Here is a 17,287-nt window from a genome sequence, read left to right as displayed (position 1 = left end):
CTTTGCGCCGCTTCGGCTCACGACAAAGAGAAGGAGACCCGATGTTCCACCAGCTACTCACCCCGATCGCTCATTCCCTGTTCGCATCGTTCATCGTCGCCGCGCTGCCGATCATCCTCGTGCTCGTGCTGCTGGGCTGGGCGCGCCGCCCCGCGTGGCAGGCATCGCTTGCCGGGTTGATTCTCGCGCTCATCATCGCCGTGGCGGGCTGGCATTTCCCGGTCGGGCTCGCGCTCGATTCGGTCGCGGCGGGCGCGGTCTTCGCGCTGTGGCCGGTCATGTGGATCGTCTTCGCCGCGATTCTGCTGTACAACGTCGCGCAGCGCTCGGGACGTTTCGAGGCGTTTCGCCTGTGGATGGTCGATAACCTGCCGAACGACCGGCGCATCGTGCTCGTCGTGATCGGCTTCTCGTTCGGCGCGCTGCTCGAAGGGATCTCGGGTTTCGGCACGCCGATCGCGATCACGAGTTCGCTGCTGATCCTGCTTGGCTTCCCGACGCTCGAAGCGCTCACCTTCACGCTCATCTTCAACACGGCGCCGGTCGCGTTCGGCGCGCTCGGCGTGCCGATCACCGTGCTCGGCGCGGTCACGCACCTGCCGACCGACGCCCTCGCGAAAATGGTCGGCCGCCAGTTGCCGTTCTTCGCGTTTTTCCTGCCGTTCTATGTGATCGGCATCTATGCGGGCTTTCGCAACATGCTGCGCATCTGGCCGGTGCTGCTCGTCTCGGGCGGCGCGTTCGCGCTCACGCAGTTCGTGACGTCGAACTACATCAGCTACGCGCTCACCGACGTGCTCTCGTCGCTCGTCTCGCTGATTCTCACGATCGCGTTCCTGCGCGTCTGGAAGCCCGTCGCCGACGAGCGCTTCGCCGTGAACGTCGATCGCCTCGGCGAAACCCGCGCAACGCTCTCGGGCGGACACGGCTGGGTGCCGTGGATCGTCGTGTCGGTGGTCGTGATCGTGTGGACGGTGCTCAAGATTTTCCTGATCGGCGATGTCAAGATCGCGTGGCCCGGTCTCGACAAGGCCGTCTACATCACGCTCTATAACCAGCCGTACGGCGCGATCTGGGACTTCCAGCCGCTCGCGACGGGCACCGCGATTCTGGTGGCGTCGATCATCACGGCGCTCTTGGTGAAACTGCCCGTGCACGAGTACGGCGCGGCGATCGTGGATACGTGGGTGCAGACGCGCATCGCCATTCTGACGGTCGCGACGATCGTCGGCCTCGCGTATCTCATGAACTACTCGGGCATGAACTACACGCTGGGTCTGGGCGTGGCGTCGGTCGGGCCGTTCTTCCCGCTCGTGTCCGCGTTCCTCGGCTGGGTGGCCGTGTTCCTCTCCGGCAGCGACACGTCGGGCAACGCGCTCTTCGGCAATCTGCAGGTGGTCGCGGCGAATCAGCTGAACCTGAATCCGGTTCTGATGGCGGCGACGAACTCGTCGGGCGGCGTGATGGGCAAGATGATCTCGCCGCAGAACATCTCGACCGGCGTCGCGACGACCGAACTCAAAGGCAAGGAAGGTCTAGTCTTCGCGCGCACCTTCAAGCATTCGATCCTGCTGACGATCGTGCTCGGCGTGCTCGTGTGGCTGCAGCAGAACGTTCTGACGTGGATGATTCCGCCGCACTGAAAATCCGGCGCGGTTCTCCCGCTTCTTGCGCTCTCGTTCGACGAGCGTTCTATCGATACGGGCGCGGTGCTAACATGCGCGGACTTTCAATCAGCATCCCGAAGTCCGCCTCGCCATGTCACCCGCCAATCTGCTGCAACTGATCGTGCTCGCCGCCCTGTGGGGCGCATCGTTTCTCTTTATCCGCGTCGGCGTGGCCGAGTTCGGCGTGGCACCGCTGATGGCCTTGCGCGTGGGCATCGGCGCGGTGTTTCTGGTCGCGATGCTGCTTGCGCGGCGCCCGTTCGCCGCCACCGTCAAGACGCTGCGCACGCGCTGGCTTCAGCTGCTCGCCGTCGGCATTCTCAACTCCGCCGCGCCGTTCTGTCTCTTCGCGTATGCCGAGCTGACGCTTTCGGCCGGCGCGACGTCCGTCATCAACGCGACGACGCCGCTCTTCGGCGCGCTCGTCGCCTTCCTGTGGCTCCGGGACCGTCTGACGACGGCACGCTCGATCGGCATGGCGATCGGCTTCGCGGGCGTGCTCGTGCTGGTGTGGAATCAGATCGCGCCGGATCGCGGAGGGCACGACACGGCCCTGCCGGTGCAAGGCATGCTCGCGGCGGCCGCGGCGCTCGCGGCATCGGCGCTTTATGGCGTCGCAGGCAACTTCGCGAAGAAATATCTGATGGACGTCGATGCGTTGACCAACGCTGCCGGCAGCATGATCGGCGCGACCCTCACGCTCGCGCCCATCGCGTTTCTCACGTGGCCCGGCGCGCCGGTTTCCGCGCACGCGTGGGGTGCGGTGCTCGCGCTCGGCATCGGGTGCACGGGCATCGCGTATTTCATCTATTTTCGTCTGGTCGCGGTTGCGGGGCCTGCTCGCGCGATGACAGTCACCTTCGTCATTCCGCTCTTCGGCATTTTGTGGGGAGCGCTTTTTCTTGGCGAGCATGTATCGCTGGTGATGATCGTGGGTTGCGCGATCGTGCTTGCGGGGACCGCGCTTGCGACGGGCTTCGTGAAGCGCATGCCTTTTGCCGGGCGACGCAGCGTCGCGCCGTGAGCTTGCGGGAAACCTGTATCGGTTTCGGTTTATTAGCACTGCCCCTTCCTAGAGCGGCAGTCACTTTCTTTGGCTAACGCAAAGAAATTAACCAAGGAAAGCAGCCCGTTTAGGCCCGTGGTCACACGCAATTTGGCCACGCTTGCCAGCCGATCGTGGGCTGCCCAAGTGTCGCCCTCGTAGGTTTAACCGGGCTGGACCACGCACGGCCTGACAAGCTAGTAGTTATAGCGCGCTGGTTCAGCGCGAAATAGCATTAGTACGCGTCGCCCGCAATGCAGGATGAAAGACGCTCGTCTACACGATCGTCGCCGCATCTTCCATCATCTCGAGCCGATGTTCGATTACTGGAAAGACACGCACGACCTGGTGACGCCAAATCACGCGCTGATCACGCATATCATCTGGCCGCAGTTCCGAGCGGTCCAAATTCTGACGATCCGCAACTACTACGCTTCGCCGACCTCGGACGCGTGATCTCCGCGATGTGCTGAAGCCGTGCTTCGTCGGCCCGCGCATCGATGTGCCGCCGAAGCAACAAGGGGCTGACTCAATCCCCACGCACCGGACCCCTGCCCGCCTTGATCGCGCCGCGCTTCACCTTGCCTTCGACACGACGCATTTGCGATGCGCGCGTCGGCTTCGTCGCGATGCGTTTGCGCCGTGTGACGGCGACGCTGCGAATCAGTTCGTCGAGCCGCGCGAGCGCCGCCGCGCGATTCATGTCCTGCGTGCGATGCTCCTGCGCCTTGATGACGATCACGCCGTCGCGCGTGATGCGGCTGTCGGTAAGCGCGAGCAGACGCGCCTTGATGTGCTCCGGCAGCGACGACGCACGGATGTCGAAACGCAGATGGATCGCGCTCGACACCTTGTTGACGTTCTGACCGCCCGCGCCCTGCGCGCGCACGGCCGTCAGCTCGATTTCGTTCGGCGGCACGGCGAGGCTGTCGGTCATCGTCATCGGTCGGCTCCTTGTTGTCCTGCGTTCACGTGAGACGCCGCATTCTCGCCGCAAGTCCGGAATCGCGCCGCGTCGGCTCCCTCACGGCCTGCGCGAAGATCGCCGCCGAGCCGATGACTTCCACCCTGCGCTTCGCACGCGTGATCGCCGTGTACACCAGTTCGCGCGACAGCACGCGCACGAACGCGCCAGGCAATACGAGCGCCGCGTGTTCGAATTCCGAGCCTTGCGATTTGTGCACCGTGAGCGCGAACGCGGTGTCGTGCGGCGGCAGCGCGGCCGGCGATACGTAGCGCAGCGCGCCATCGGCCATGCGGAACGCGACGCGCAGCGATCCGTCCGCGCCCGGCAGCGCAATGCCGATATCGCCGTTGAAAAGTCCAAGCGCATAGTCGTTGCGCGTGACGATCACCGGCCTCCCGGCGAACCACTGCGCACCGAGCGCAAGCGCGATGCCCGCCTGCTCGCGCACTTTCGCGGCGATACGCGCGTTCACATCGTCGACGCCGCGCGGTCCCTTGCGCGTCGCGCACAGCACGCGGAAAAGATTGAGCGCGTCGAAGAGCGGGGCGTGATCGGCTCGTGTTCCATCGAGCACGGCCGACAATGCATCGGCATACGGCGCGAAGCCTTTGGCGAGGCGCGCGAGCGTGCGTTCGGACAGCGCCGCGTCGCCGTCGTCGAAGAGCACGGCCGCGCGCGCGCCGGACGGATCGAGCGCATCGAGCGCAGCCTGCTCGTCGCCGTTGCGAATCGCGATCGATAACCGGCCGATGTCCGAATCCAGCCCGAAGCGATAGTTCTTCTGCAGCCAGACGACGCAATCGGTCAGCGGAGTTTCGCCTTCCTTGGCGGCGTCGCGCCGGTCTTCGGGCAGCGTATCGAAGAGCGCGCCGTAGCCTTCGGAATCGTCGACGGGCGCGGCGTCGAAGAGTCCCAGTTGCGGCTCGCTCGTCGTCGTCTCGGCGTACGGCAACGCCGCTTCGAGCCGCTTCGCATCGATCGAGAGCGCCGACGCGATGCGCGCCACGCCCGCTGGGCTGAACGACGGCTGCGCGCTCAGTTCCGCGAACACCGCGCCGGCTTCCACGGCCGACAGCTGATCCTTGTCGCCGAGCATCACGAGACGGCTCGAAGGCGCGAGCGCTTCGAGCAAATGCGCCGCGAGCGCGACGTCGATCATCGAGGCTTCGTCGACGACGATCACGTCGTACGGCAACGGATTGTCGCGATGATGCCGGAAGCGCCCGTCCGACTGCACGCCGAGCAGCCGCTGCAAGGTGAACGACGTGCGCGGCAGGCGCTCGGCGAGTTCCGGCGGCAGCTTGTCCGCTCGTTCGATGAGCGCCTCCTGCATGCGCTGCGCGGCTTTGCCGGTCGGCGCGGCGAGCGCGATGCGCACTTCCGGGTCGGCATCGAGCAGGCACGCGAGCACGCCGACCACCGTCGTCGTCTTGCCGGTACCCGGCCCGCCGCTCACGATCGTCAGCCGCCCCGCCAGCGCAACCAATGCGGCGACGCGCTGCCAGTCGATATCGTCGTCCTGGCGCGGACCGAAATAACGCGCGATGCGCCCGGCTTGCTGCGCGATGTCCTTCTGCGAGACCGGCACACGCGCATCGCGCGAGCGTTCGACGAGCGCCCGCGCGAGCCGCCGCTCGTAATCGAAGTAGCGCGCGAGATAGAGCCGCCCATCCTCGTCGATGACGAGCGGCAGCAGATCGGCGGCGTCCGCGCGCGCGTCACTGTGCGCAAGGCACGCGACGCCGCTCGCGAGCAGCGCCTCGCGCGCCTCGGACAAGCGTGCATCGTGTCGCCGGGCGAGCGCGGCGAGCGGCAGGCACACGTGGCCTTGCGCGGTCGCGCGGCTCATCGCGAGTGCGGCGCGCTTGGCCCACAGCACGCCGCGCTCGTCGGCGCCCAGCCGCGCCGCGAGCGTGCTCAGGCGCCGCGCGAAGCCTTCGGCGAGCGCGGCGCTTTCGTCGGCGAGCACCGGAACGGGACGCGCCGCTTCCATTGCGTCGAGCGTGCTCATGCCGCGCCTCCCGACATCAATCGATCGAGGGCGTCGACCAGTTCCAGCGACGGCCGTCCGCGATGCACGCCGCTGGCAGCTTCGCCGTCGCGCCAGTCGGGACGCACGCCGCGCACGAAGAGATACAGATATCCGCCGATATGCGTGTCGTACGCATAGTCCGCCAGACGCGCGCGCAAGTACCGATGCAGCGCCACCACGTAAATGAGCGCTTGAAGGTGATACGCATGTTCCGCCATCGCCACGGCGAGCGGCGCGGCGGCGTAGTCGGACGCGGCGTCGCCCAGATGATTCGATTTCCAGTCGACGATCCAGTAGCGGCCTTCATGCTCGACGATCATGTCGATGAATCCCTTGATGAACCCGCGCAGCGCGCCGTTTTCGAGCGCGACGTCGGGGAAACCGTGCGCGGCGAGCAAACGCCGCAACGCGGTGAAATCGAGCGCGGGCGCCGGGAAGAGAAACTCCAGCTCGTTCATGCGGCGCGTCATCGCGATGGTTCGTAGCTGCATGGCAGGCGCGATCTCGGCGGCGACCGTATCGGCGAGCAGACGCAGCATCATCGGACGCAGGCGCTGCGCGAGCGCTTCCGGCGCGGGCGTCGGATGCTCGTGCAGCGCGCGCTCGACGGCGGCAGGCCAGCTGGACGGATCGGTGAAATCCGCAAGCTCGAACATGCGATGCAGGCACTCGCCCGCCGCCGCGCCACGCGGGAACGCGAGAATGTCGTCGGGGGCGAGCTGCGAATCGTCGCGTGCGGACGCCACTACTCGCGCGGCGTCGTCGAGCGCGGCGAGTTCGTCGTGATCGGGACGCGCTTCGGCCGGCTGTGCCTGATTCGCCTCGTCGCGCGCGCCGGCGGCGATCAGCGAGCTGAAACTCGCCATGCGCCAGCGATCGCGCAGGATGCGCTGATTCACGCGCGCGGCGATCTCGTGCCGACTCGCCGCATTGGCGACGAGCGGCTCGCGCATGTCGATCACAGGCAACGGCGCAACGCCGATCGCGCCGTCCGAGCGCGCGGCGACCGCATTCCAGGCCGCGACGATGTCCGCTTCCTCGGGCGGTTCGTCGCAGAACGCATCGAACTCCTTCCCGCTGCCCGCGACGAGCCAGTTGAGCACGCTGCGGCGCGATTCCTTCGTCGACCGGTTCGACACATAGAAACCCGCGACGACATAGCAGCGAAACACCGCGCGCGTCAACGCGACGTAGACGAGGCGCGCGCGCTCGGCCGCCTGCTCGCGTGCGATCGCCGCGCTCACGCGCTCCTCATGCTCGCCTTCGATGCCGTAATGCAGCACGGCTTCACCCGCGTCGTCGTGATACTCGCGCGCGTCGGGCAAGCCCGATTTCGACGATTCCCGCGACGCGCCGTCGTTCAGAAACGGACAGAACACGACCGCGTACTCCAGCCCCTTCGACTTGTGAACGGTCACGATCTGCACGAGATTGCGATCGGATTCGAGACGCAGTTGCGCTTCCTCGCCGCCGCCCTGCTGCTCGCGTTGCGCGGCAAGCCAGCGCAGCGTCGGCGCGATGCCCGGCTGTTCGGCCGAACGCGCCTGCAGCAACTCCGCCAGATGATTGACGTTCGTGAGTCTGCGCTCGCCATCGGGCCGTGCGACAAGACGCGTCGCGATCGACAACTCGCGCGCGAGTGTGCGCCACATCACCGCGAAGCCGCGCTCATGCCAGATCGTGCGATAGCGCGAGAAGCGCTCGACCCAGCTCGTAGAATCGATCGGCTCGCCGTGCGGATCGGCCGCGTCCGCGTGCTCCAGTTTCCAGAGCGCGGCGGCGTCGAGGCCGAACCAGTCGGTTGCGAGCGCCGCGCGCAGACGGCGCAAATCGCCCGGCGTGTCGATGGCGGCGAGCACGCGCTCGATCTGCTCCGCATCGAGCGAGCCGAACACCGACGCCTGCGCGAGCTCGACACTGCCGATACCCCACGCCGCGAGCACGCGCTTCACGAGACTGCCCTGCCGATGCGTCTGCACGAGCACGGCGATATCGCCCGCCGAAAGCGGCGCGCGGCCGATCGTCACCTCGCCGCGCTGCGCGCCGCGCAAGAGCCGCGCGATCTCGGCGGCGCACGCTTCGGCGGCCTCGCGCTGCGCGGTGGCTTTCAAAAGCGCGGATTCGCCGTGCGGCAGCATCCACACGCAGAAATCGGCGATATCGGAATAGGCCGCGGCGGGCGTTGCGTCGACGAACGGCCCGCGCTTTCGCGTGCCGGCACGCACCGGCTGATAGTCGAGCCCATCGAGAATGAACGCCGCCGGATTCGCTTCGAATACACGATTGCACGCCTCGATGATCTGCGGCGTCGAGCGCTGATTGACCGCGAGCGTATAACGCGCGCTCGCGCCGTCGCGCGCGGCGAGATACGTGTGCAGGTCGGCGGCGCGGAAGCTGTAGATCGCCTGCTTCGGATCGCCGACCAGAAAAAGCGGCCCGTGCGGCGCGAACACGCGGTTGAAGATCTCGTATTGCAGCGGATCGGTGTCCTGGAATTCGTCGATGAGCGCCGCCGGATAGCGCGCGCGCAATGCGTCGGCGAGCCACGCATGCCTGACGAGCGCGTGATGCAGGTTCGACAGCAGGTCGTCGAACGAAACGACGCGGCGCGCGCGCTTGCGTGCGGCGAGTTCCGATGGCGCGTGATCGAGCCAGTCGCGCACGATGCCGAACCATATCGCGCGCTGCGACGCCTCGGCTGCGGCGGCGGTCGCGGCGAGCGCATCGGCCTGATCGAAGAACGCGTGCATGGGCGGCGCGTGCTTGCCCTTCGTGCCCTTCGCGAGCGCGGTCGCGGTGAGCTTGAGCGCTTCCTTGGGCGGCGGCGCATGACAGTCGGCGTTGGCGAAGTAGTCGGCCCACGCCTCGATGGCCGCATCGATGATCGTGCGCTTGTGCGTCGTCTTGTTGAGCGTGGCTTCGGCGTCGAAGAGCAGCTTCGCGATTCCGTCGCGCTCGGCGTGCCACAACGCGCAGGCTTCATCGAACAGCGCCTGCGTGTCCGCCGCTGCGGCGGCGTCCGTGCCACCGAAGCGCAACGCGGCGAGCGGCTTCTTCAGACGCCGCGCGAGCTGCGCATCGAGCGATGCCGGCCCCGCGCCCTTCGCGACGAGCCACGATGCGAACGACGGCGTGCGCGCCGCGACCGGCTCCACGCGCTCGCGCCAGAAATCCGCGGCGAGCTCGAAGCGCAGCGCGCTGTCGTCGGCTTCCATGTCGAACGCGAACGGCATCGCGGCGGCGAACGGCGCTTCCTGCAGCGCGCGCTGGCAGAACGCGTGAATCGTGTGGATCGCGGCCTGGTCGAACGTGGACACGGCGATGCGCAAGCGCTTCGCGGCCTCCTGCGCGTCGATCTCCGAGAGCGTCGTTTCGAAGAGTTGCTCGATGAAGGGATCGCCGGCCGCATCGCCGTTTTCGATCGCATGCGCAACGCCTGCGAGCCGCGAGCGGATGCGCTCGTGCAACTCGGCGGTCGCCGCCTTCGTGAAGGTCACGACGAGAATCTGCTCGACGGACAGGCGCTTTTCGAGCAGCAGGCGCACGTACAGCGCGCAGATGTTCCAGGTCTTGCCCGTGCCGGCGGACGCTTCGATCTGATTGACGCCATCGAGCGCGCACGAGAAGACATCGAGTTCCTGCACGCCGGTGTCGTCGACGGATGTCATGAGGTTCGTCATGCGCCGCTCCGCAGATGTTGTACGAGCGGCTCGAACACGATGCGCGCGAGCGCGGCGAAGGCATCGTCGAGCGCGAGGTCCGCGCCTCGAAACGCGATGCGAAAAACCGGGTCGTCGGATTCGGCGCGTGTGCGGTCGGACTCCCACGCGGCCTGCGCTTTCGAATCGCCCTCCTTCACCTTGAGCCACGCGCTCTTCGGAAAGAACCGGAGCGGCATGCGTCGTCCCGCGCGATGGAGCGCCGCCAGCGCGGCGAGATGCGCGTGCGGATCGGCGACGGGCATCAGCTCGAAATCCGCCGATTGCGATCCGCGCCCGTGCCAGATCGTGCGGCGCGGGCCATCGGGAAGCGCCGCGCAATACGCGAGATGCGCGAGCCACGCGGACAGATAATCCCGCGCGCGCGGCGTGTCGTAGCGATAAATCACCTGGCCTTGCGGCGTCAGTGCGTTGAGCGTGCCGACGAGCGTCATCGGACGAACGTCGACGAGCGCATCGTCGTACGCGCCGAAGAGCGCGATGCCCGCAGTGTCGGGCCAGCGCGGCGCGAGATCGAGCGAGAACGGCATACGCTCGACACCCGCCGATGTCGAGGCGCGCACGCGTTCGGCCAGTTGACCGAGCGCGTGAAGCTCGCGCGCCTGCCACACGCCGCCCGTCGCGCCGCCCGGCATTTCCGGACTCGCGCGCGCCACGCGTCTCGCGCGTTCGCGTGCGGCGCGCTCGTCGGCGGCGGCTTCGAGCAGCGCGGGCAGCACGCGCGCGGCGAGCGCATCGCGGCCCGCGAAGCCGAGTTCGAACGGTTCGGACTCGTCGAGTTCGGCTTCGGCATCGACGAGCGCGATGCCGAGGCGGTCGCGCAACAGCGCGCGCGCGGGATGGCGCCAGAAGCGCACGAAGTCGTCGAAAGCGACGGTCCGGACGTCGTCTTCTTGCGGCAACGGCGCGGAGAAAAACCGCGCGACGGCCTGTGACTTTCCCGACTCCAATGCGCGGGCGAGTTCGGCGCGTTCGGGCTCGTACGTGAAGAGACGGCCGTGCGCATCGAAATAGTCCGGCGCATAGGGTTGCAACGGATGCTCGAACACGAAACGCGCGCGCGCCTTTGCGATTTCATCGGGCGCGGCATGTTTGCCCGCGACGGACTGCGCGAGATAGTCGAGCAATTCGTCGATGAGCGCGGCGGGCGGCAGCACGGCGTTGTCGCGGATACTGCGCCCCGTGTACGCGATCATCAGCCGGTCGCGCGCGGCGAGCATGAGATCGAGGAACAGGTTGCGCTCGTCGTCGCGGCGCTGGCGGTCGCCGAGCTTGCCGAAACGCGCCATCAGATCGAACTCGTCGGCGCGCGTGAGGCTCGGCAGCATGCCGTCATCCATGCCGAGCAGGCACACCACGCGATAAGGCAGGCCACGCAGACTCGTCAACGAGGAGAACGTGACGCCGCCCCACGGCACGCCGCCGCGCGCGGGATCGTCGAGCGTATCGGTGAGCGCGGTGCGGATCACGGCCGCCGATACCTCGGTCGCGCCCGCGCCTTCGTCCATCGCGACGACGAGCGAATCGATCGCGCGGCGCACGTCGCCGATGGCGTCGGTGAACGCGACGCCCGCATCGAAGAAGCGTTCGAGCGCATCGAGCAGCAGATCGCCCCACGCGCGCGCGGTGCGCGAGATCGCGATGCGTTCGGCGAACGCATCGATATCGTCGACGAAGCGCGTCAGACGGCCGAGCAACTCGGCATCGGAACCGTTCGCGCCTTCGATCGGCAGCCACTCGGCAACCGGCGCGCCGCCGCCCGGCAACGCGTAGCCGAGATAGAGACGCGTGAGCGCGTCGGCGAACGTGTGGCGCGCGGCGGGCACGTCGGCGTCGGTGACTTCTTCGGGACGCAATCCGCGACGCGCGCCCGCCGCGGCGAGCCACGCCTGCGCCGTTTCGAGCGCGATGGCGTCGATGCCGTAGCGCGCCGCGATCGCATCCACGCGCAGCCATTCGACGAGCTCGGGCGCGCCGACGCTGCGCTCGGTGAGCGCGAGCCAGTCGATGAGCGCGCGCGCGACGGGATTCGCCTGCGACGGCGGCAGGCCCGTGATGCGATACGGAATGCGCCGCCGCTCGTTGCTCGCGCCAGCGGGCGCGGTGCCGAAGATGCCGTCGATGAGCGGCCCCGCCACGGCGAGATCCGGAAACGCGACAAGCACATCCGACGGCTCCAGGCCTTCGATCTCGTCGAACCAGTCGAGCAGGCGGTCATGCAGCACTTCGAGCTGGCGCGAAAGGCTGTGACACACGTGCACTTCGATGCCGTTCTCGACGATCGTTTCGGGCTGCGGCTCCGCGTGCTCTTCATCGAGCGCGAGGATGCCGTTCTGCACGCGCGCGAGCCACGTGGGCGCGGGATTGTCCTCGAAAAGTTGCCGCTCGCTCGACGCAGCGCTTTCCGTTAATTCGTGCAGCATGTGCAGTTGCGCCTGCGTCTGGCGGCCCCATTGCGCGAGCAGCGGATGACCGACTTCCTGATGATCGGCTTCGCCCTTCAGTTCGAGTTGTTCGACGCGCGCCTCGCTCACGATGTCGTACCAGAACTCGCGGCAAGGATTCTGCGCATAGATCCGCACGTCGATCCAGCGTGACAGCTCGCGCAACAGCGCGATATGCAGCGGCGGCATCGTCGGCAATGCAAATACGCTGATGCGGCGCGGCCATTGCGCGTGCATCACGGCATCGAGATCGAGATCGGGCACATGAGCGAGAAAGCGGTACGCGGGCGGCGTCGGATCTTTTTCGTTGCCGTTGGCATCGTGTGCGAGGTCCGCGAGCAACGCGCGCCAGAGCGCCGCCTGCCAGCGCTCGTCTTCACGCTGGATATCGTTCGCGCCGGCGAGACGCGGGCCGCGCACATCGGTTTCGGCGCCGCTGCCCGCGAGAATCGAACCGCCTGTCTGCCAGTGCGTGAGCCACTCGGGCCGGTACGTCAGATAGTGATCGAAGACCGTCGCGATACGGCGCGCGAGCTCGTAGCGCATGGAGTCGTCGGCGGCGTTGAGATACGTGGACAGCCGCGCCGAATCGCCGATCGACGGATCCTCGAAGAGCCGATAGCAGCGCCACGCGAGCCGGTCCGGCGCGAACGGCGAATGCGCGGGCACGGGCAGCACGCACCCGATCTGCGCCCAGAGCCACTGCGCGAGATAGCAGAAATCGACGTTCGCGCAGATGCCGAAGCGTTCGGCCATGTCGAGTTCGAGCCGCCGCCGCACGGCCGCGCTCGGCACGATGACGGCTTCGCGCGCGAAAGGATCGCTCTCGCGCATCGCGAACGCGTCGAGGTCCTCGAAGAGCGCCGCGGCGAGCGTCTCGTGACGATTCGAATAAAAGAGTTCGAGCATGAAAGCGCCGTGCTGTGCGGCCTGAAATGGCGGGATTCGAAAAGCTTTGCAACGTTCAGGCGCCAGCATAGCAAAGCGGGCGCGGCGGCGAGAACCTGGCCGAATGGCCGAGGGTCGAAGCCCGGGTGAGTTGAGTTAGACTCGGTTTTCGCCTCGTCCCCGGAAAACCAACGAGCATCAAAAACAGGAAGTCGATGCGTTATTCGTTCGAAATCAGGAAGTTCATTTACAGCCAGTATTTCTTCGGCGGCTTGCGCATCGCTTTGGGCGTGTCGCTGCCCGCCGTCCTGATGCTCATCGTTTTCGACAATCGCGAGCTCGGGTTCACGATTGCAACCGGCGCGCTCGGCGCGTGCGTCGTCGACATGCCCGGCCCGCTCAGGCACAAGCACAACGAGATGCTCGCCTGCACGCTGATCGGCTTTCTTGCGGCGCTCGCAACGGGCATCGCGACGGCGCATCCGCTCACGTTATGGCTCACCATCGTGCCGCTGACTTTCGTGCTATCGCTGATCGTCGTATATGGCAATCGCTGGCCGCAGATCAGCTTCGCGACGCTCTTCATGATGGTCGTCACGCTCGAAGAGCATTTCACGCCCATGCAGGCGCTCATCAACGCGTCGTGGATTCTCCTGGGCGGACTCTGGTACACGTACTGGGCGACGCTCGTGAGCCGCCTGCTCGTGTATCGCATCGAGCAGCAGGCGCTCGCCGAAAGCATCTTCAGTTGCGCGGAATACCTGCTCGCGCGCGCCGAGTTCTATGACGGCGACGCCGACCTCGACGAGTGCTATCGCGTGCTCATCGAAAAGCAGATCGCGGCTGTCGAGCGGCAGGAAGCGGCGCGCGACATCGTGTTGCGCAACCTGCCGAAAGTGAAGAGCGGCAAGCTCGATGCACGGCGCGCCCGGCTCTTCAACCTCTTCATCAACGTGGTCGATTTGCACGAGTTCTTCGTCGGCGCACACACGGACTATCCGCTCGTCAGAAAGACGTTCGCGGGCTCGGACGTGCTCATTTTCTATCGCGACCTGATGCGTAAGGCGAGCGCGGATCTCGAAGAAATCGGCCTCGCCGTGCTGCAGAACAATCCGGCCGGGCGGCAAATCAGTATGAAGGCCGAGTTGCGCGCGATCGAATACGAACTCGAACTGATGCGCAAGCACGGTCTGCCGGAGAAGAATCCCGAAGCGTACACGGCGGCGGCCGCGGTGTTCAGGCGGCTCTGGAGCGCAACGCGCCTCATCGACAAGATGCGCCGCCGCACGCGCGACCAGGCGAGCGCGACCGAAACCGAAGTGCAGATCGATCACGCATTGTCGCGGTTCATTTCGAGCCGGCGCGTGCCGTTCATGCAGATCTTTTCGAATCTCACGATGGCCTCGCCGAGCTTCCGTCATGCACTGCGCGTGACGATCGCGGTCGGCATCGGTTACTGGCTCGGACGTCTGTTGCCGCTCACGAACGCATACTGGATCGTGATGACGACGGTGATCATCCTGAAGCCCGGCTATTCGCTGACGAAGCAGCGCAATACGCAGCGGATCATCGGCACGGCGATCGGCTGCGCGGTGACCATCGCGCTGATTCTCTTCGTGAAGGAGCCGCATATCCTGCTTGTCGTGATGTTCGCGTCGATGGTCATGAGTTACAGCCTCCTGCTCTTCAACTATGCGGCGAGCGTCGTGTTCACGTCGTCGTATGTGCTCTTGATGTTCCATCTGCTCGCGCCGGGCAGCTTGCGGCTGATCGGCGAGCGGGCGATCGACACCGTCGTCGGCTGTGCGATCGCCATCGCGGCCAGCCATCTCTTCCCTTACTGGGAATACCGGTTGATGGGCAAGCTCGTGAAAGATCTGCTCGCCGCGACGCGCAGTTATCTGGAAGCGAGCTGGTGGTGGAGAGCGAAACCGCCGACGCAGGCGGAGAAGGCGCGCGCGGCTTCTTCATCGGCGATGGAAACGCCCGTCGAGCGCGCCGTGTTCGCCGATGCCAACGCGGGCGCGGGGGCGGTGGCGTCGTCGGTTGGGGAGGTGCCCGCGCAAACCGCGACGATCACGGCAGCCACACCGGCGCTCGATCCCGCACTGGTCGCCGATTCGGCAATGAAAGCCGCGAGCGCGACGGCGCAGCGTCTGTCGTCGGTGAGTATCGGAGAAAGCACGGCGGCGACCGCGAGCAAGGGCGCATCCGCCGCGGCGACGGTCGCCGCCACCGCGCTCGATCGCGACTTCCGCTATCGGCTCGCGCGCAAGAACGTGCATATCGCTTTCGCCAATCTCGCGCAGGCGTTCCAGCGCATGATGCTCGAACCGAAGGCGCAGCAACGGTACGTCGCCGAATTGAACGACCTGCTCGTGCAAAGCCATGTGCTCGCCTCGCAGATCACGGCTGCCGCGCCGCTCTTGCAGTCGCTCAACGAAGCGGGCGGCCAGCCGTTCGAACCGGTGCAGCGCACGTTCGGACTCGTGCGCGACAATCTCGCCGATGCCGTCGGCGAACTGCCCGCCATGCCCAGGCCCGATGCGCCGCCCGCGCAAGCGGACGCGCTCAAGGAATTGCGGCGCGATCTGGACAAGATGGTCGTCGATGCCGAGCGCGCGCAATCGCTGCCCGCCGATGCGCTTCACGATCTCAAACTGCTCGCGCATCAATGCAAGCAGATGCTGACCGCGTCGTCGCTCATCGGCAAGGACGCCGCGCAGATTCGGCTGCCGGTGTGAACGCCGCCTGGCGCTATTGCGATACGCCGATCGCAGGCACCGCGGGGCGCACGTCGCTCGCGGCAGACGGTTGCGCGTTTTGCTGATCGAACTCCCGCTTCTCGCGAATGGCGTTGAAGAGAATCGTGCCGATCACGAGCAGCACCACGACAACGATGAACACGCTGACGGCGCGAGTCGGGTTCTTCGGCTTACCGTCCGGGCGGCGAGGATCGCGGGGGTCGTGGTTCATGAAAAGGTTCGTGGCGACGTTTCGAGAAAGACCCGACATGGTACTCGTGTTGGGTTTCAGTTGCTTTGCGAGGCTCGCCGATTCACGGCATTTCCGCTCATGTCGTTTCGATACGCGCACGCCGATGGCGAAATTCACTGCTGCACCGCGCCGCTTGAAGGAAGCCCGTCCGGTCGACCATACTGATTGCGATTCCATGCGCGTCCGATCCCGGCGAGGGCGGCAAGGGCAAATCCCGGGATACCTTGTGACCGGACGTGTTGAGCCGCCCTCCCGGGCGGCTTTTTGTTTTATCGATGCGCGGCGAAATACGACGCGTATCGCTTAATCATCCTAAGTTAGTGCGCTCGCGAACGCTCAGGGCTCGAGCGTCGGCCTCACCGGCAGCGCCGTCGAATACTTGATCTGCTCCATCGCGAAACTGGAACTCACGTCATACAAAGGAACCGCCCGAATGAGCTGTTTGTAGACGCGGTCGTAGTCATCGATATCCGACACCACGACGCGCAGCAGATAGTCGGTCTCGCCACTCATCCGATACACCTCGACCACTTCCGGAATGTCGCGGACCGCGCGCGTAAAATCCTCCGCCCACGTTTGCGTGTGCTGATTCGTGCGCACCGCGACGAATACCGTCGTGCCGACGCCCAGTTTCTTCGGATCGCACAGCGCCACCTGCGCCCGGATCACGCCCGTCTCCTTCAGACGCTGCACGCGCTTCCAGCACGGCGTCTGCGACAGATTCACGCGTTGCGCGAGTTCCGCGATGGGCATCGTCACGTCGTTCTGCAGCAATTCGAGCAGTTTGCGGTCGATGAGGTCCATTCCCATGCTGCACCCCTTATAGGAAATTATTCTATTTCTCGATGGTCGAGCGAAATTATATGGAAACTAATTCTGGAGGCAAGCCGGTATAAATGAGTGGATCAGGCATCAACAAAGCGACGGCTCATCCACTATGCAACTCGAACATGTCAGCCGCCCGGCGCGGCCCTTTTCCCCGGCTTCCGCTTCCTGCCGAAGCCCGGCGCTCGAACAACTGTGCCGCGAGCTCGATGCGGCTTTCGCGGCTGCCGAAGCCGGACCGAACGCGTCGTTCGGACAGCGCGTGCGGCTTGCGCTGCAACGGGCCGTCGCCGATCCGGGCGTGCTGCGCCCCGATCAGCGCGTGAGCAATCCGCAGGGTTATTGCCGCCATCTGCTCGCCGCCGATCCGCTCAACCGCTATGCAATCGCCGCGCTCGTCTGGGCGCCGGGGCAAGCGAGCCCGGTGCATGGTCATCGGACGTGGTGCGGCTATGCGGTCATGGAAGGCACGCTGGAGGAAACGCTCTATCGCTGGGACGCGGTCGAGCATCGCGCGCTCGAAACGCGGCGTCATCCACGGCCGCCGGGCGCGGTGTCGTACGTGGATGCGGGACGCGGCGCGATTCATCAACTCGGCCTTTCCGCCGATGCCGCCATGCGCGCCGTGTCGCTCCATGTCTATGGCGTCGCGGGCGAGCAGATCGCCACGCACGTCAACGATCTGCTGGCGGCTTGAAGGACG

11 protein-coding genes are annotated in these 17,287 nt (G+C 66.1%); 5 read left to right on the top strand and 6 right to left on the bottom strand.

Going from position 1 to position 17,287, the window contains the following annotated elements; translation table 11 throughout:
- Window positions 1-41 precede the first annotated feature (41 nt).
- The 3 genes from NCS28_RS04345 (at window position 42) to NCS28_RS04335 (ending at window position 3,168) form a co-directional block, all read left to right on the top strand.
- Entirely contained in the window at window positions 42-1,643 is a 1,602-nt protein-coding gene (locus NCS28_RS04345) for an L-lactate permease (RefSeq protein WP_250512634.1), read from the top strand.
- Window positions 1,644-1,758: 115 nt separating this feature from the next.
- Window positions 1,759-2,691: a DMT family transporter gene (locus tag NCS28_RS04340; protein ID WP_250512633.1), complete on the top strand. Its 933-nt coding sequence runs from the start codon at window positions 1,759-1,761 to the stop codon at window positions 2,689-2,691.
- 282 nt (window positions 2,692-2,973) lie between these two features.
- Entirely contained in the window at window positions 2,974-3,168 is a 195-nt protein-coding gene (locus NCS28_RS04335; RefSeq protein ID WP_250512632.1) for a hypothetical protein, read from the top strand.
- Between the two features lie 73 nt (window positions 3,169-3,241).
- Here the strand turns inward: NCS28_RS04335 and arfB are convergent, their stop codons facing one another.
- The 4 genes from arfB to recC are packed head-to-tail and all read right to left on the bottom strand — an operon-like array spanning window position 3,242 to window position 12,783.
- The gene (arfB, locus tag NCS28_RS04330; RefSeq protein ID WP_250512631.1) at window positions 3,242-3,655 is read right to left on the bottom strand and encodes an alternative ribosome rescue aminoacyl-tRNA hydrolase ArfB; all 414 of its coding nucleotides are present in this window, start codon (window positions 3,653-3,655) and stop codon (window positions 3,242-3,244) included.
- 25 nt (window positions 3,656-3,680) lie between these two features.
- Entirely contained in the window at window positions 3,681-5,690 is a 2,010-nt protein-coding gene (locus NCS28_RS04325) for an AAA family ATPase (RefSeq protein ID WP_250512630.1), read from the bottom strand.
- The gene (gene recB / locus NCS28_RS04320; RefSeq protein WP_250512629.1) at window positions 5,687-9,391 is read right to left on the bottom strand and encodes an exodeoxyribonuclease V subunit beta; all 3,705 of its coding nucleotides are present in this window, start codon (window positions 9,389-9,391) and stop codon (window positions 5,687-5,689) included. The genes NCS28_RS04325 and recB overlap by 4 nt, the downstream gene beginning before the upstream one ends.
- A complete protein-coding gene (gene recC / locus NCS28_RS04315; RefSeq protein ID WP_250512628.1) occupies window positions 9,388-12,783 on the bottom strand; it encodes an exodeoxyribonuclease V subunit gamma in 3,396 nt (1,131 codons plus the stop codon). Before recC ends, recB begins: the two co-directional genes overlap by 4 nt.
- A 194-nt stretch (window positions 12,784-12,977) precedes the next feature.
- Between recC and NCS28_RS04310 the strand changes: the two genes are divergently transcribed.
- The gene (locus NCS28_RS04310; protein WP_250512627.1) at window positions 12,978-15,506 is read left to right on the top strand and encodes an FUSC family protein; all 2,529 of its coding nucleotides are present in this window, start codon (window positions 12,978-12,980) and stop codon (window positions 15,504-15,506) included.
- A 13-nt stretch (window positions 15,507-15,519) separates the two neighbouring features.
- On the opposite strand, the gene NCS28_RS04305 is transcribed toward NCS28_RS04310, so the two are convergent.
- Window positions 15,520-15,738, bottom strand: a complete 219-nt coding sequence (locus NCS28_RS04305; protein WP_250512626.1) for a hypothetical protein — start codon at window positions 15,736-15,738, stop codon at window positions 15,520-15,522.
- A gap of 357 nt (window positions 15,739-16,095) precedes the next feature.
- A complete protein-coding gene (locus tag NCS28_RS04300) occupies window positions 16,096-16,569 on the bottom strand; it encodes an Lrp/AsnC family transcriptional regulator (RefSeq protein WP_106857134.1) in 474 nt (157 codons plus the stop codon).
- A 127-nt stretch (window positions 16,570-16,696) separates the two neighbouring features.
- Here NCS28_RS04300 and NCS28_RS04295 point away from each other — a divergent pair, with 127 nt between their 5' ends.
- Window positions 16,697-17,281 carry a cysteine dioxygenase family protein gene (locus tag NCS28_RS04295; protein ID WP_250512625.1) on the top strand — a complete coding sequence of 195 codons (585 nt, stop codon included), beginning with the start codon at window positions 16,697-16,699 and terminating at the stop codon, window positions 17,279-17,281.
- The last annotated feature ends 6 nt before the right edge of the window (window positions 17,282-17,287 follow it).

Source organism: Caballeronia sp. INDeC2, assembly GCF_023631325.1.
GTDB lineage: Bacteria > Pseudomonadota > Gammaproteobacteria > Burkholderiales > Burkholderiaceae > Caballeronia.
The sequence above is the reverse complement of the archived record's forward strand: the minus strand, read 5'-3'. Positions and strand labels throughout refer to the sequence as shown.

Excerpts from the sequence above, each read along its gene's own strand:
- NCS28_RS04310 (WP_250512627.1), top strand. The coding sequence starts at position 12,978 with ATGCGTTATTCGTTCGAAATCAGGAAGTTCATTTACAGCCAGTATTTC.
- recB (WP_250512629.1), bottom strand. The coding sequence starts at position 9,391 with ATGACGAACCTCATGACATCCGTCGACGACACCGGCGTGCAGGAACTC.
- arfB (WP_250512631.1), bottom strand. The coding sequence starts at position 3,655 with ATGACGATGACCGACAGCCTCGCCGTGCCGCCGAACGAAATCGAGCTG.
- NCS28_RS04300 (WP_106857134.1), bottom strand. The coding sequence starts at position 16,569 with ATGGGAATGGACCTCATCGACCGCAAACTGCTCGAATTGCTGCAGAAC.
- NCS28_RS04345 (WP_250512634.1), top strand. The coding sequence starts at position 42 with ATGTTCCACCAGCTACTCACCCCGATCGCTCATTCCCTGTTCGCATCG.
- NCS28_RS04305 (WP_250512626.1), bottom strand. The coding sequence starts at position 15,738 with ATGAACCACGACCCCCGCGATCCTCGCCGCCCGGACGGTAAGCCGAAG.
- recC (WP_250512628.1), bottom strand. The coding sequence starts at position 12,783 with ATGCTCGAACTCTTTTATTCGAATCGTCACGAGACGCTCGCCGCGGCG.
- NCS28_RS04325 (WP_250512630.1), bottom strand. The coding sequence starts at position 5,690 with ATGAGCACGCTCGACGCAATGGAAGCGGCGCGTCCCGTTCCGGTGCTC.
- NCS28_RS04340 (WP_250512633.1), top strand. The coding sequence starts at position 1,759 with ATGTCACCCGCCAATCTGCTGCAACTGATCGTGCTCGCCGCCCTGTGG.
- NCS28_RS04295 (WP_250512625.1), top strand. The coding sequence starts at position 16,697 with ATGCAACTCGAACATGTCAGCCGCCCGGCGCGGCCCTTTTCCCCGGCT.
- NCS28_RS04335 (WP_250512632.1), top strand. The coding sequence starts at position 2,974 with ATGAAAGACGCTCGTCTACACGATCGTCGCCGCATCTTCCATCATCTC.